Origin of the sequence: Paractinoplanes bogorensis (assembly GCF_018829635.1) — a bacterium.
GTDB lineage: Bacteria > Actinomycetota > Actinomycetes > Mycobacteriales > Micromonosporaceae > Actinoplanes > Actinoplanes bogorensis.
In genome coordinates this window covers 94,247-107,633 of record NZ_JAHKKG010000004.1, presented here as the reverse complement: position 1 = coordinate 107,633, position 13,387 = coordinate 94,247, and the positions used below count along the sequence as shown (strand labels likewise).

13 protein-coding genes are annotated in these 13,387 nt (G+C 69.5%); 4 read left to right on the top strand and 9 right to left on the bottom strand.

Annotated features, from left to right (window positions below):
* Positions 1-13 precede the first annotated feature (13 nt).
* Positions 14-682 carry an alpha/beta hydrolase gene (locus KOI35_RS12305; protein WP_215786764.1) on the top strand — a complete coding sequence of 223 codons (669 nt, stop codon included), beginning with the start codon at positions 14-16 and terminating at the stop codon, positions 680-682.
* On the opposite strand, the gene KOI35_RS12300 is transcribed toward KOI35_RS12305, so the two are convergent.
* From KOI35_RS12300 to KOI35_RS12285, 4 genes are all read right to left on the bottom strand, one after another.
* A complete protein-coding gene (locus KOI35_RS12300) occupies positions 652-1,509 on the bottom strand; it encodes a carbohydrate ABC transporter permease (protein ID WP_215786762.1) in 858 nt (285 codons plus the stop codon). The genes KOI35_RS12305 and KOI35_RS12300 overlap by 31 nt on opposite strands.
* The gene (locus KOI35_RS12295) at positions 1,506-2,462 is read right to left on the bottom strand and encodes a carbohydrate ABC transporter permease (protein ID WP_215786760.1); all 957 of its coding nucleotides are present in this window, start codon (positions 2,460-2,462) and stop codon (positions 1,506-1,508) included. The genes KOI35_RS12300 and KOI35_RS12295 overlap by 4 nt, the downstream gene beginning before the upstream one ends.
* A 2-nt stretch (positions 2,463-2,464) precedes the next feature.
* Positions 2,465-3,829, bottom strand: coding sequence for an ABC transporter substrate-binding protein (locus KOI35_RS12290; protein WP_215786758.1), 1,365 nt, complete (start codon positions 3,827-3,829; stop codon positions 2,465-2,467).
* Between the two features lie 161 nt (positions 3,830-3,990).
* Positions 3,991-4,203: an RNA-binding S4 domain-containing protein gene (locus KOI35_RS12285; protein WP_215786756.1), complete on the bottom strand. Its 213-nt coding sequence runs from the start codon at positions 4,201-4,203 to the stop codon at positions 3,991-3,993.
* Positions 4,204-4,273: 70 nt separating this feature from the next.
* On the opposite strand from KOI35_RS12285, the gene KOI35_RS12280 reads away from it, so the two are divergent.
* Entirely contained in the window at positions 4,274-5,110 is an 837-nt protein-coding gene (locus KOI35_RS12280) for a DUF1775 domain-containing protein (protein WP_215786754.1), read from the top strand.
* Positions 5,111-5,321: 211 nt separating this feature from the next.
* Here the strand turns inward: KOI35_RS12280 and KOI35_RS12275 are convergent, their stop codons facing one another.
* Positions 5,322-6,260 carry a DHH family phosphoesterase gene (locus KOI35_RS12275; protein ID WP_215786753.1) on the bottom strand — a complete coding sequence of 313 codons (939 nt, stop codon included), beginning with the start codon at positions 6,258-6,260 and terminating at the stop codon, positions 5,322-5,324.
* 155 nt (positions 6,261-6,415) lie between these two features.
* Between KOI35_RS12275 and zwf the strand changes: the two genes are divergently transcribed.
* A complete protein-coding gene (gene zwf, locus KOI35_RS12270; RefSeq protein WP_215786751.1) occupies positions 6,416-7,909 on the top strand; it encodes a glucose-6-phosphate dehydrogenase in 1,494 nt (497 codons plus the stop codon).
* Between the two features lie 3 nt (positions 7,910-7,912).
* On the opposite strand, the gene KOI35_RS12265 is transcribed toward zwf, so the two are convergent.
* Positions 7,913-8,383: a peroxiredoxin gene (locus KOI35_RS12265; RefSeq protein ID WP_215786747.1), complete on the bottom strand. Its 471-nt coding sequence runs from the start codon at positions 8,381-8,383 to the stop codon at positions 7,913-7,915.
* Positions 8,384-8,534: 151 nt separating this feature from the next.
* On the opposite strand from KOI35_RS12265, the gene KOI35_RS12260 reads away from it, so the two are divergent.
* On the top strand, positions 8,535-8,867 hold the full coding sequence (locus KOI35_RS12260; RefSeq protein ID WP_215786745.1) for an STAS domain-containing protein: 333 nt from the start codon (positions 8,535-8,537) through the stop codon (positions 8,865-8,867).
* Between the two features lie 143 nt (positions 8,868-9,010).
* Here KOI35_RS12260 and KOI35_RS12255 read toward each other — a convergent pair whose 3' ends face one another.
* From KOI35_RS12255 to KOI35_RS12245, 3 genes are all read right to left on the bottom strand, one after another.
* On the bottom strand, positions 9,011-10,987 hold the full coding sequence (locus KOI35_RS12255) for a PPC domain-containing protein (RefSeq protein ID WP_215786742.1): 1,977 nt from the start codon (positions 10,985-10,987) through the stop codon (positions 9,011-9,013).
* A gap of 110 nt (positions 10,988-11,097) precedes the next feature.
* A complete protein-coding gene (locus tag KOI35_RS12250) occupies positions 11,098-12,255 on the bottom strand; it encodes an MFS transporter (RefSeq protein ID WP_215786740.1) in 1,158 nt (385 codons plus the stop codon).
* A gap of 37 nt (positions 12,256-12,292) precedes the next feature.
* Complete coding sequence (locus KOI35_RS12245; protein WP_215786738.1) at positions 12,293-13,336, bottom strand: ROK family protein; 1,044 nt, start codon at positions 13,334-13,336, stop codon at positions 12,293-12,295.
* Positions 13,337-13,387 lie beyond the last annotated feature (51 nt).

Sequence of the window (13,387 nt, the reverse complement as noted above, 5' to 3'; positions counted from 1 at the left end):
CCGAAGATCCTTCGTGACGTCTTCTCAGCCTTCGCTCACGGTCTTCGGCCCGGCCTCGGCTGCCCGGGCCGTCGTGCTGGTGCTGCACGGTGGTCGCGTGACCGGCACCGGGGCCGCCCCACGGGGGCTGGCCTGGGCGCGGATGCTGCCGTTCGCGCGGGCCGGCTACGGCGACGGCGTGGCCGGCTGGCTGCTGCGGAACCGGGTGCGGGGGTGGAACGGGGCTGCCGAGGATCCGGTACGCGACGCGCGGTGGGCCCTGGCGGAGGCGCGGCGGCGGCACCCGGGCGCGCCGGTCGTGCTGGTCGGCCACTCGATGGGGGGCCGGGTGGCGCTGCGCCTGGCGGCCGACCCGGACGTGGCCGGGGTGTGCGCGCTGGCGCCGTGGATCGAGAACGGCGACCCGGCCGTACGGGGAAAGGCGGTGCTGATCGCGCACGGGCAGCGGGACCGGATCACCGACCCGGCGGCGTCAGCGGCGTACGCGGCCCGCATCGGCGCCACCTACGTGCCGATCGCGCACGACGGCCACGCGATGCTGCGGCGGCCACTGCTCTGGCAGCGGCTGGTCACCGGCTTCGTCGCAGACACGGCGGTGGCCGGCCCGCGGCATACGGACCGGCCACCATTACCCGGGGCGGAGTGGACGCCCTACTTCACGGAGCCCAGCGACAGACCCTGAACGAGCTTGTCCTGGGCGGCGAAACCCGCGACCAGCACGGGCAGCGAGACCACGAACGCGGCCGCGCACAGCTGGGCCAGGAACAGGCCCTGGCTGGTGACGAACGAGGTCAGGAACACCGGCGCGGTCTCGGCCACGGTGGCCGTGAGCACGCGGGCGAACAGCAGCTCGTTCCAGCTGAAGATGAAGCAGATCAGCGCGGTGGCCGCGATGCCGGGGGTCACCACGGGGGCGATCACCGAGCGCAGCGTCTTGGTCAGGTTGGCCCCGTCCATCTGGGCCGCCTCGAGCATCTCGACCGGCACCTCGGACAGGAACGAGCGCATCATCCAGACGGCGATCGGCAGGTTCATCGAGGTGTAGAAGAGAATCAGCAGCCAGACGTTGTCGAGCAGGCCCGCGTTCTGCGCGAACAGGTACAGCGGCAGCAGGCCCGCCACCACCGGCAGCATCTTGGTCGACAGGAAGAAGAAGAGCACGTCGCTCCACTTCTTCACGGGCTTGATGCTGAGCGCGTACGCGGCGGGGATCGCCAGCAACAGCACCAGGGCCGTCGACAGCACGCTGGCGGTCAGCGAGTTGAGCAGCGGCGGCCACGGTGACGCGCCGCCGGAGAAGAACTCGCGGTAGCCCTCGAGCGTGAGCGGCGCGAAGACGGCGGGCGGGTTCTGGGCGGCGTTGGCCTCGGAGTGGAAGCTCGTCAGGACCATCCACACGACCGGCAGGACGAACAGGATGCCGACCACCCAGGCCAGCAGCGACAGCCAGGCGCCGCCGCGGCCCTCCTTCTTGCCCGGAGGAGCGGCTTGCACAGTCGTGGCGGTCATCGGCGACCCTCCTCCTTGAAGAGCGACGAGACCGTACGCAGGGCGAACGTCGCGATGATGATGGTGCCGATGACGACCACGACCGCCGCCGCGGAGGCCCGGCCGTAGTCGTGGGCCTGGTAGAAGATCTGGTAAATGGTGTACGGCAGGTTGGCCGTGCCCAGACCGCCCGACGTGATCGTGAAGACCGCGTCGAAGTTCTGCACGATGTAGATCGAGCCGAGCAGGCCGCCCAGCTCCAGGTACTGGCGCAGGTGCGGGAGCGTCATGCTGCGGAAGATCTGCCAGTTGTTGGCGCCGTCGATGCGGGCCGCCTCGATCACGTCGAGCGGACGGCCCTGCAGCCCGGCCAGCAGGATCAGCATCATGAACGGGGTCCACTGCCAGACCAGCGAGAAGATGACCGCCCACAGCGGCATGTTGCTGATCCAGTCCGGCTGCGGCGGGTTGTCCGAGCCGAAGATGCCCCAGATCCAGGTGAGCGCGCCGTTGAACAGGCCGTACTCGGGGTTGTAGAGGGCGTGCTTCCAGATCAGCGCGGCGGCCACCGGGACGACCAGGAACGGCGCGATCATCATGGTGCGGACCGCGCCCCGGCCCCGGAACTTGCGGTCGAGCAGCAGCGCGATGCCCAGGCCGAGCACCAGGCTGATCAGCACGACGCCGGCGGTGAGCAGGATCGTGGTCCACACCGCGTCGCGCATGTTGACGTCGGTGAAGACCCGGACGAAGTTGTCGAACCCGGCGAACCCGCGTTCCTCGGGGTAGTACGCGTTCCAGTCCATGAAGGAGATGACCAGCGTGGCCACGAACGGCAGCTGGGTCACGATGATCATGAAGATGAGCGCGGGCAGCAGCGGCGCGCGGCGGGCCCAGGCCGAGGCCCGGCGGGCCACGCCCGGAGGCGGGGTCTCCGCGGTGCCGACCGATGATTTCTCAGCGACCGATGTCATGCCTAGCCCTCCTCACGTGACTTGTAGCGTTCGGCGACGTCTTCGGCCAGTCGCTGGCCGCGTTTCAGCGCGTCGTCGACGCTCATCTGACCGGCGATCGCCGAGCTGACGTACTGCGACGCCTGGGTGCCGAGGTCGGTGAACTCGGGGATGTCGACGAACTGGATGCCGATCGCGGGCCGGGGCTGCACCCCGGGGTTACGCGGGTCGGCGCCCTCGATGGCGGCCTTGGTCGGCTCGGCGAACGACGAGGCGACCTTGAGGTAGTCCTGGTTCTCGTACGTCGAGGCGCGCTTGCCGGCCGGGACGCTGGACCAGCCGACCTGCTGGCCGACCAGTTCCTCGTACTGCTTGCTGGACGCCCACGAGATGAACTTCCAGGCGTTGTCCTTCTTCTTGCTGGCCTGCTGGATGCTCCACGACCAGGCGTACAGCCAGCCCGAGCTGTCGGTCTTGACGACCGGCGCCGGCGCGTAGCCGATCTTGCCCTTGACCGGCGAGTCGTCGGCCTCGAGGGATCCGGCGGCGCTGGTGGCGTCGTACCACATAGCCACGTTGCCCTGGATCAGGTTGTTCAGGCATTCGGTGAAGCCGGCCTGCGGTGCGCCGTTCTCGCCGTGGGCCCGGACCAGGTCGACATAGAACTTGGTGGCCTCGGTGAACTCGGGTGCGTCGACCTTGGGTGTCCAGTCCTTCTCGAACCAGGTGCCGCCGAACGTGTTGACCACGGTGGTGAGCGGCGCGAAGATCTGGCCCCAGCCGGGCTGGCCGCGCAGGCAGATGCCCCGCATGCCCGGTTGCTTGTTGTCGACCTGGGCCGCGATGTCGGCCACCTGCTGCCAGGTCGGCTTCTCCGGCATCTGGACGTTGTTCGACTCGAGCACGTCCTTGCGGTACATCAGGAACGACGACTCGCCGTAGAACGGCTCGCCGTAGAGCTTGCCGTCGTCCGCGGTCAGTGACTGCGTCATCGGCTTGAGGATGTCGTCCTGGTTGAACTGGGTGTCCGCGGCGACGTAGTCGTCCAGCGGGGCGATCCACTTCGACTTGGCGTAGATCGGGATCTCGAAGTTGCTCAGCGAGGCGACGTCGTACTGACCGGCCTGACTGGAGAACTCCTGACTGATCTTGTCGCGGACGTCGTTCTCGGGCAGCACCGTGAAGTTCACGTTGATGCCGGTCTGCTTGGTGAAGTTGTCCGCGGTGAGCCGCTGCAGATCGATCATCTGCGGGTTGTTCACCATCAGGACGTTGATGCTGTTGGGCCCTTCACCGCCCGGCCCACCGCCCCATCCGGCGCACCCGGTGAGGGTGAGCACGACAGTGGCGGTGGCGGCGAGCAGGGCGCGTTTGCGCGTGCGTGACATCCGGCCTCCCCGGCGAGGCTTGATCGGGTTTCGACGTCACCTACCCAAAGGTGTGACGCCAGTAACACACCGGCATCAGTACATGCCTGAGATCGACAGGATGTCAACCATTCGTCACCCTGCGTTGGGGCGAACGGGCAGGCCGGGTTCCCCTGAACGTCCTATGTAGAGGCCACCCGGGCCTGCTTGCCGAACACCTCGACAACGTCGCCCGGATGCAGCTGGCGGCCCCGGCGGGTGTCCACCTCGCCGTTGACCGAGACGTCGCCCGAGGCGATCAGGACCTTGCCCTCGCCCCCGGTGTCGATGAGGTCGGCCAGCTTGAGGAACTGTCCGAGTCTGATCATGTCTCCGTCGATCGGCACGTCACGCATCCCGACATCATCCGGCAAAACTTTTCCGGCAGCGTTGAACCTTTGCCGCCTGTGATCCGAACTACCCCTCGTGAGGCACTCTCAGCTGGCCCGCCGCGCGGGCGTCCCCATCGCTGCCGCCGCTCTCGGCCTGTTCGCCGCCACCCCGGCCTTCGCCGACGTGACGGTGTCGCCGTCGACCGCCGTCCAGGGCAGCGGAGACAACCTGACTTTCAAGGTCACCAACCGCGGCGACAAACCGGTGCACACGATCAAGCTCGACCTGCCCGCCGACACCCCGGTGGCCGAGGTCTATCCGCTCTCGGTCGACGACTGGGCCCCGCGGATCCAGCAGCGCACACTCTCGACCGCCCTGCCGACCCTGCACGGTGACACGCCGACCACGGAGACCGCCTCGGCGATAGAGTGGATCGCGATGCCCGGCAAGAATCTGGCTCCCGGCGCCAGCACGGAGGTGCGGATCGCCATCGGTCCGCTGCCGACGCTGAGCTCGATGGACTTCAAGATCGTCACGGCGTACGCGGACGGCAAGGCCGGACCGGCCGACCCGGCGGCCAAGCTGACCCTGACGCCCGCCCCGGCCGGGGCCCCCGCCGCCGGGCACCACGGCGCGGCGGCCGGCGGCACCACGGCCGGTGACGCCGCGGCGCAGGAGGCCGAACTCTTCCAGCAGGCCATCGCCGAGGCCGACCGCGGCCCGTCGGTGTGGTCGATCGGTGGCTGGGTGGTGGCCGGTCTGGCCCTGCTCGGCGGCGCGGTGATGATGCTGCGTGGCCGGCACCGGGCCGACCCCGACGCTGACTCCGACGAGACCCCGATCGACGAGTCGGCCGAGGAAGAGCCCGCGGAGGACAAGGAACCGGTCACGGCCGGCGGCGGCAACAGCAAGTGGGCCTACAAGGGCTGACGAAGGCTCCCGCGCTGGTGGACGCGGGAAATGTCGTGATGACGCGCGTGGGGCGCGGAGCACGACCTGCGGATGGGGCCAATGGGCATGGCCCGCGATCCGCGGACGAGGGGCGGGGGTATTACTCCCGCCCCTCGAGTACTGTGCTCATTCCTCCCGCCCACCATCCCAGGTGGTGCGCGACGGTGCGCGGAAAGTTAAAGTTCCCCGGCTAGACGGACACGGTGCGTGGACTGTTGAGGGCGGCCACGATCTCGCGCTCGACCCGCTCCGAGTCCTCGTGCGGCACCTGGCACGTGCCGGCTGCGATGTGCCCTCCGCCGCCGTAGCGCAGCATCACCTCGCCCACGTCCACCGGCGAGGTGCGGTCGAGGATCGACTTGCCGCACGCGAACACGGTGTTGAGCTTCTGCCGGCCCCAGATCACATGCACCGACACCCGCGCCTCGGGGAAGAGCGCGTACACCATGAACCGGTTCCCGGCGTGGATCACCTCTTCCTCGCGCAGATCGACCACGACCACGTCCCCCTCGACGTGGCTGACCCGCTTGAGCTGCTCGACGAACAGGTCGTGCTGCGCCCGGTAGAGGTCCGCGCGCTCGGCCACGTCGGGCTGGGCGAGGATCTCCCGCACGTCGTTGTGCTGGATGCAGGCCTCGATGAGCTGCATCATCAGCTGGTAGTTGGAGATCCGGAACTCGCGGAACCGGCCGAGCCCGGTCCGGCTGTCCATCAGGAAGTTCAGCAGCGACCAGCCCTGCGGATCGAGGATGTCCTCGAGCGCGTAGTCGGCCGAGTCGGCCTGGTCGACGGCGTACATGAGGCCGTTGGAGACGTCGGGGAAGCGCTCCCGCCCGCCGTAGTAGTCGTAGATCACCCGGGCCGCCGACGGCGCGTCGGCGTCGATGATGTGGTTACTCAGGTTGCCCTCGTTGCGCAGGGTCTCCGAGTGGTGGTGGTCGAACACCATGTAGGCGCCCGGAGCGTACGGCAGGTTGGTCAGGATGTCGTTCTCGGTGACCTCGACCTCCCCGTCCTGCACGTCCTTGGGGTGCACGAACTTGATGTCGCCGATCATGTCGAGGTGCCGCAGCAGCACAGCGCAGACCAGGCCGTCGAAGTCGCTTCGGGTCACGAGCCGGTACTTCACGAGTCCCCCTCAAGAACGCCACGCGGGTACAACCCAGTTTGCCACTTTTGTCGTGTATCTCAGGTCGCATCCGGGGATGGATGTGAACCTTTCCGGCTCCACGCTGCGTAGAGTTTTGCTGGACGGTCCCAACGGTCGGAGGACACGTAATAACCATGGACAACGCCCCTCAGCTCATCCAGGAGCGCAGCGCCCCGCCCGCCACGCTGGTGATCTTCGGCGCCTCGGGCGACCTGACCCGGCGCAAGCTGCTCCCGGCCGTGGAGAGCCTGGCCCGGCACAATCGCCTGCCCAGCCAGTTCGCCCTGGTCGGCGTCGCCCGCACGCCGATGGCGGACGAGCAGTTCGCCTCCAGCGCGCTCGGCGACCGCAGCCTGACCGACAAAGCCCAGCTTCAGGGCGGAATCCGGTACGTATCGGGCGGCTACGACGACCCCGACACGTACAAGCGGCTGGCCGAGACGCTCGACGAGCTCGACGCCCAGCGCGGCACGTCCGGCAACCGCCTGTTCTACCTGTCCACCCCGGCCGAGGCGTTCGAGCCGGTGATCCACGGGCTGGCCGGGGCCGGGCTCAACCACGCCCGCGAGGGCTCCTTCGCCCGCCTGGTGATCGAGAAGCCCTACGGCCGCGACCTGCCCAGCGCCCGCGAACTCGACGCCGTGGTGCACGGCTCGTTCGACGAGCCCCAGGTCTTCCGCATCGACCACTACCTGGGCAAAGACACGGTGCAGAACGTGCTGGCGCTGCGCTTCGCCAACTCGATCTTCCAGCCGATCTGGGACCGCTCCTGGGTCGACCACGTGCAGATCACGGTGGCCGAGACGCTCGGCGTCGGCACCCGCGGCGGCTTCTACGAGCACGCGGGCGCCATGCGCGACATCGTGCAGAACCACGTGCTCCAGGTGCTCGCGCTCGCCCTGATGGAGCCGCCGGCGTCGTTCGAGGCCGAGGGCCTGCGCAACGAGAAGGTGAAGCTGCTCCAGGCGATCCGGCTGCCCACCAACCGCGACATCGCCGACCTGGCCGTCCGCGGGCAGTACACGCGCGGCGGCACCCGCAGCGACCTGATGGCCGGCTACCGCGAAGAGGTCGGGGTCGACCCGCTCTCCCGCACGGAGACGTACGCGGCCATGCGGCTCAACGTCGACAACTGGCGGTGGGCCGGGGTGCCGTTCTACGTCCGTACGGGAAAAAGGTTGCCCGCCCGCGTGACCGAGGTGGCCCTGCAGTTCCAGCGGCCGCCGCACCTGCCCATCCCGCAGGACCAGCTGACCGGGCTCGAGGCCGACGCGCTGATCCTGCGCATCCAGCCCAACGAGGGCATCTCGCTGCGGTTCGGGGCCAAGGTGCCGGGCCACTCGTTCCGGGTGCGGACGGCGTCGATGGACTTCTCGTACGAGCAGACGTTCGCCGAGGAGAGCCCCGAGGCGTACGAGCGACTGCTCCTCGACGCGCTGCTGGGCGACCCGACGCTGTTCATCCGCAGCGACGAGGTCGAGCACTCGTGGCGGATCGTCGACCCGATCATCGAGCACTGGGCCTCGGACATGTCGCCGATCCCGACCTACGAGGCCGCCTCGTGGGGACCGGCCGACGCCGAACGCCTGATCGGGCGCTCGGGCCGGGCCTGGAAGAACAGCATCTAGCAGCTACGCGCTCTTTCGTGCGGCGAGGGTCTCCAGGGCCTTCGCCGCATGATCCTGCATGTTGGTCTCGGAGTGGATGACCTCGAGCACCGAGCGGTCGGTGTCGATCACGAAGGTCATCCGCTTCGTGCTGAGCGGGCCCAGCGGCAGCTTGCGCTTGACGCCCATCTTCGACGCGACGGCGCCGTCGGGGTCGCTGAGCAGCGGGTAGTCGAAGCCGTGGAGGTCGGAGAACTCCTTCTGCTTCGCGATCTTGTCGCGGCTGATCCCGACCCGCTGCGCGCCAGCCTCGCGGAACTCGGCGGCCAGATCGCGGAAGTTGCACGCCTCGGCGGTGCAACCCGAGGTCATGGCGGCCGGATAGAAGAACAGGACAACCGGCCCGGCGGCGAGCAACTCGCTCAGCCGGCGCGGCTTGCCGTCCTGGTCATCCAGCTGGAAATCGTCGACGACATCACCCTTGTTGAGGCTCACACCAGAAACCTACTCCCGGGTAGCGGACGCGGCCATCGGGCCTCCCCATTCGGTCATCGGGCCTCGCCTCCCCTAGGGTGAGAGAAACTCCCGTCCGCTCGACCGATTCAGCAATCAGCCCCCCGCACGTCTCCACCGAAAGCGACACACCATGCAGGTCTCGGTCGCGCACCACCCGCCGAACACGGCCGTGCTGGTGCTGCGCGGTTCCCTCGATATCGACACCGTGCCCGTGCTCAAGGCCAACCTGGCCCGCCTCGTCGACCGTCCCGCGCCCCGGGTCGTGGTCGACGTCTCGGGGCTGGACTTCTGCGACTCGATGGGGGTGGGTGTCCTGGTCACCGCGCACGGCCGGGCCCAGGAGCGTGACGGCTGGGTGCGCCTGGCCGCACCGTCCGGCTTCCTGCGCCGCCTTTTCGACACACTCGGCCTGACCGACTACCTGGCTCTCTTTCCCGACGTGGAAACCGCCCTCAAGGATTAAGAGCCTCAAGAGCGGTCGCTGTGCTGATTCGCTCGATCGCGCGTGCGCCGCTAAGAGCGAACGAGTTCGGCCTGCAGGCGATGGCGGCTTCGCCGACACCGCCCGAAGGCCGAACTCGCCCGCGCGGCAACGCGCTCCTCGCTTTAGCTGGTCACGCCGAACACGATGCGTCCGAGCGTGTCCTCGGTGCCGGAGAAGCCCTCGGCCGGCAGGAACGTGCTGTCGCCGAAGTCGACGTCGATGTCATCAGCCGTGCCGCCGACGTTGTCCGGCCCGACGCCGAAGAGGGTGCCGAAGCCGGTGCCGCCCGCGTCCATCAGGTTGGGCAGCGCGTCCTGGTTGTCGGTGTGGAAGTTGCCGAAGAAGTGCCCGGCCTCGTGCGCGATCACGTTGCTCAGGCCCTGGGCGACGAAGGCGAGGCGGTCACTGGCCGGCCCGATGTAGGTGTTGAGCGACGCCGGCGTGGATCCGGCCGGCGAGCTCAGCACGTCGAGCAGCACCAGGGCGGTCTCCTCGGTCTCGAAGTTGCCCGGGTCGATGCTCTGGGCGATGCCGATCGTGTCGACACCCGACTCGTCGATCGTGCCGCCGACCACGATCCGGCTGACGTTCGCCTTGCCCCACTGGTCGGCGTTGTCCTTGCTGTTGGCGATCTTGAGCTTGAACTTGCTGTTCAGGCCGCTCGCCTCGAGGTCGGCCTTGATGTTCTCGGTGACCCCGGCCGTGACGGCGTCGATCAGCGCGTCCTCGTCGGCGCGGGTCAGGCCCCAGCTGGTCAGGAACGCGGCCAGCGGGCTGAGATCGCGCTGGCCCGAGCCGCCGAACACGCCGGTGTTGACCCGGGCGCCGTCGAAGTCCAGGTACAGCGTCTGCACCGGCTTGGCCCCCTGCAGCACCGGGCGGTAGCCCTCGACCGTGATGTCGTACGCCCCGGAACCGCCGGTCACCCCGACGTAGTGCCAGCCGGCCTTGGTCGCCACGTAGTCGGTCACGGCGTTACCGCCACCCGGCAGCGGCGAGTCCATCGGGTAGATGAACGACGCGTCCTGGTCGGAGCCGTGCACCTCGCGCGGCACGGTGTCGTAGACGGTCAGATAGGTGGCCGAGCCCTTGACCGATCCGCCGAGCACGTCGCCGGCCCGGAGCTTGACCGCGAAGAAGTCCTGGTCGACGCCGCCCGCGGTGGCGGTCAGCGTGTACGGGCCTTCGGTCGGCGGGGACGTGTCACCGATGCCGCCGCCGCTGCCCGAGTCGAACGGGTCGGCGGGCAGGCCGCCGTAGGCCGCGACCGCGGCGTAGAAGTCGCCGCCGGCCGGAACCGGGTAGCTGATCCGGCTGTCCAGGCCCCCGAAGTCGTCGTTGACCGCGAGCAGGGTGCCGTCCGGCGCGAACAGCTGGAGCACCGTGTCGAGCGGCCCGGTCGGCGTGGCGGTCGCGACCGTCAGCACGTCCCCGGCGCTCGCCGTGATCTTGAAGAAGTCGAAGTCGTTGCTGCCGTCACCGGTCTGCCGGCCGTGCGGGCCGTCGCCGATCTGCGCGCTGATCGAGGCGCCGTTCTGCGTGCCGACCCCGATCCCGGTGGCCCCGGCGAGGGTGATCGAGCCGTCGTCCTCGGGCGCCGGCGCCACGGTGGGCGTGCTCGTCGCCTCGTTGTTCAGGTTGCCCAGGACGCGGATCTTGGAGAACTGTCCCGAGCCGGTGCCGTAGCCGGTGATGCGCTGCGCGTTGACCGGGGTGTCGTTGCCGCCGAACGTGCCCGGCAGCTCGTCCTCGTCCACGACGACCGCGGGCGTGGCCGCCGCCTTCGCCGACTTTCCGGCCTTGGCCGCGTTCAGGCGGGCCGCCGCCTTCGACTTGGCCTGGGTCTTCATGTAGTTGGCCCAGCCCGAGTAGTCGACCTTGGACGGGTCGGCGACCTCGGCCAGGAACGGGTTCGGGCCCTTCGGTTTGGCCCCGTACGGAGCCTTGGGCGCGATCCCGACGCCGGCGGCCAGCGAGGCCCGGTCGGCCGGGCTCAAACCGTCACCGGCGGCCGGTTTCGGTTCGGCGTTGGCGGCGCCCGGCGTGATCAACGCGAGCCCCAGGACGGCCGCGGAGACGGCAGCGATGCTTCTTCGCATCTTTCCCCCTTCAGCCCATCAGCGACCCCCCGGCCGCGGACGGCACCACCGAACCTACTGAAGAAGATCGTCAATATCTATGGGAGTCGATGAGGCTTAACGGGTTCGTCTTACCGGGCCGCAGCCGACTCGCCCACCGGCAGGTGGCGCAGCGCGCGGACGACCGGCACGGTCAGCACAAGCGCCAGCACCGGGATGAGGAACGCCAGCCGCAGGCCGATCGGCTCGGAGAGGGCCCCGATCAGCACCGCGCCGACCAGCGCGCCGCCGTAGTTGAAGAGGTTGACCCGGGCGATCACCTCGTCCGACCGGCCCGCGGCGGCCTCGCCGGCGGCGCTGAAGGCGAGCGGGATCAGCACCCCCACGCCCAGGCCGGCCAGGGCGAACCCGGCGATGGCGACCGGGATCGACGGCACGGCGACGACCAGGCCGCAGCCCACCGCGCAGATCAGCAGGGCACCGATCACCGCGGCGGTGCGGCCCACCCGCGGCACCAGGTGGTCGCCGGTCAGGCGGGAGAGCAGGACGGCGCCTTGATAGGCGGCGTAGCCGAGCGGGGCGACGGCGGCCGTGGCCGCCAGCGAGTCGTTCAGATAGACCGAGCTCCACGTGCTGACCGCCGAGTCGGCCAGGAAGCCGGTGAACACGAAGGCGCCGCAGATCAGGATGATGGGACGGGTGCCGGTGGCCGCCGTGGTCGTGGGCGCCGCGAGCGTGCGGGCCGGTTCCAGGGCGGGCCAGGCCGCGACCACATAGGTGAACGCGAACAGGGCGGCCAGGCCGACGGCGACCGAGGCTCCCCCGCCGCCGGCCGCGAACGCCGACATCAGCAGGGCGGCGGCGATCGCGGCGGCGGTGTAGGCGGCGAACAGCCGGTTCATGACGCTGCGGCCGAGCCGGGCCTGCACCAGGACGCCCTGCATGTTGAGGCTGGCGTCGACCGCGCCGAGGCCGACCCCGTACAGGATCAGGATTGCGGTGAAGGCGACGGTCGGGGTCCGTACGGTGGAAGCACCCAGACCCACCGCCACCGTGAGCAGACCGCCGGCCAGCGCGAAGCGGCTCCCCCAGCGGGCCGCCACCCGGTCGGCGACCACCGAGCCACCGGCCGCGGCCACACAGACCAGAAGCAGGACGATCGAGACGTACGTGTCGTCGATGCCCTGCCTGTCCTTGAGCTGCGGCAGCGCCGTCACCAGGGCGGCGTAGCCCAGGCCCTGCGCCGCGTAGCCGCCCGCGATCCACGCCGCGCGCCGGCCACCGGACATCTGCGCCTCCCTCGGTCAGCGAGGGAGTCAATATAGGTCAGGCGGGCTGTACTGTCTCCAGCGCCGCGACCGCAGCGCCCCGGGCGCCCGCCATGTCGAGGTCGGCCACCAGCGCGAAGGTCGCCGCCGCCCGCTGTTCGTCACGCAGCTGGGTGTTCTCGCGGACCGTGTCGAGGAACCACTGCCGGAACTTCGGGGCCGCCTCGACGACGCCGCCGCCCAGCAGGTAGGCGTCGGGGTCGGTGAAGTTGGCGGCGATGGTGAACATCTTGCCGATCGCCTTGGCCTGCTGCTCGAACACGGCCAGGGCCAGCGGGTCGTCCTGCTCGGCGAGCCCGCGCAGCTTCTTGGCGGCCTGCGGCAGCGGCTCGGCCGCGAGGGGGTGGTCGGGGAACCGGGTCAGCCAGTAGGGCAGCAGGTTCTTCTTGATGCCGGTGAGCGAGGCGATGCTCTCGACGTCGCCCTGGAAGCCGCAGTTGCACTCGGGGATCGGCTGGCCCACCTCGAGCACGCCGTGCAGCGGGATCTGCACGTGGCCGAGTTCGCCCGCCATGCCCGCGGCACCGCTGACCACGCTGCCGTTCACGACGACCCCGCCGCCGAGGCCGGTGCCGACGATCGCCGCGACCGACGATTTGGTCATCGCCTCGGCCCCGAAGAGCCGGTGGTGGGCGTAGAGGGCGGCCGCGTTGGCATCGTTGAGGTAGAAGACCGGCAGGCCGATCCGGGCCTCGAGGGCGCTGCGGATGTCGAAGCCGTGCCACGAGACCATGCTGAAGTTGGTCGCGCCCTTCGACGAGATCACGCCGGCCGCGCTGGCCGGGCCGGGGGTGTCGAGGCCGACCGCGCGGACCAGGGTCAGCGGCGTGCTGGTCAGTTCGAGGATGTTGTGGAAGGCCTCGGCCAGCTGCTCGATCGCCGGTTCCGGCCCGTCGGTGACCAGGCTCGGGTTCTCGACGAGATGGTCGACCAGATATCGACCGGTCGCGTCCAGCACAGTGGCGTTGTTGCAGGTGCCGCCGTTGTCAAGACCTACGACGACCCAGGAGGCGGGGGTGCGTACGGTTTCAGCCTGATCCACAGGTTTGAGCGTACGTCCGACTTCGTCCCCGCGGTACGGGTGCGGGCGGAT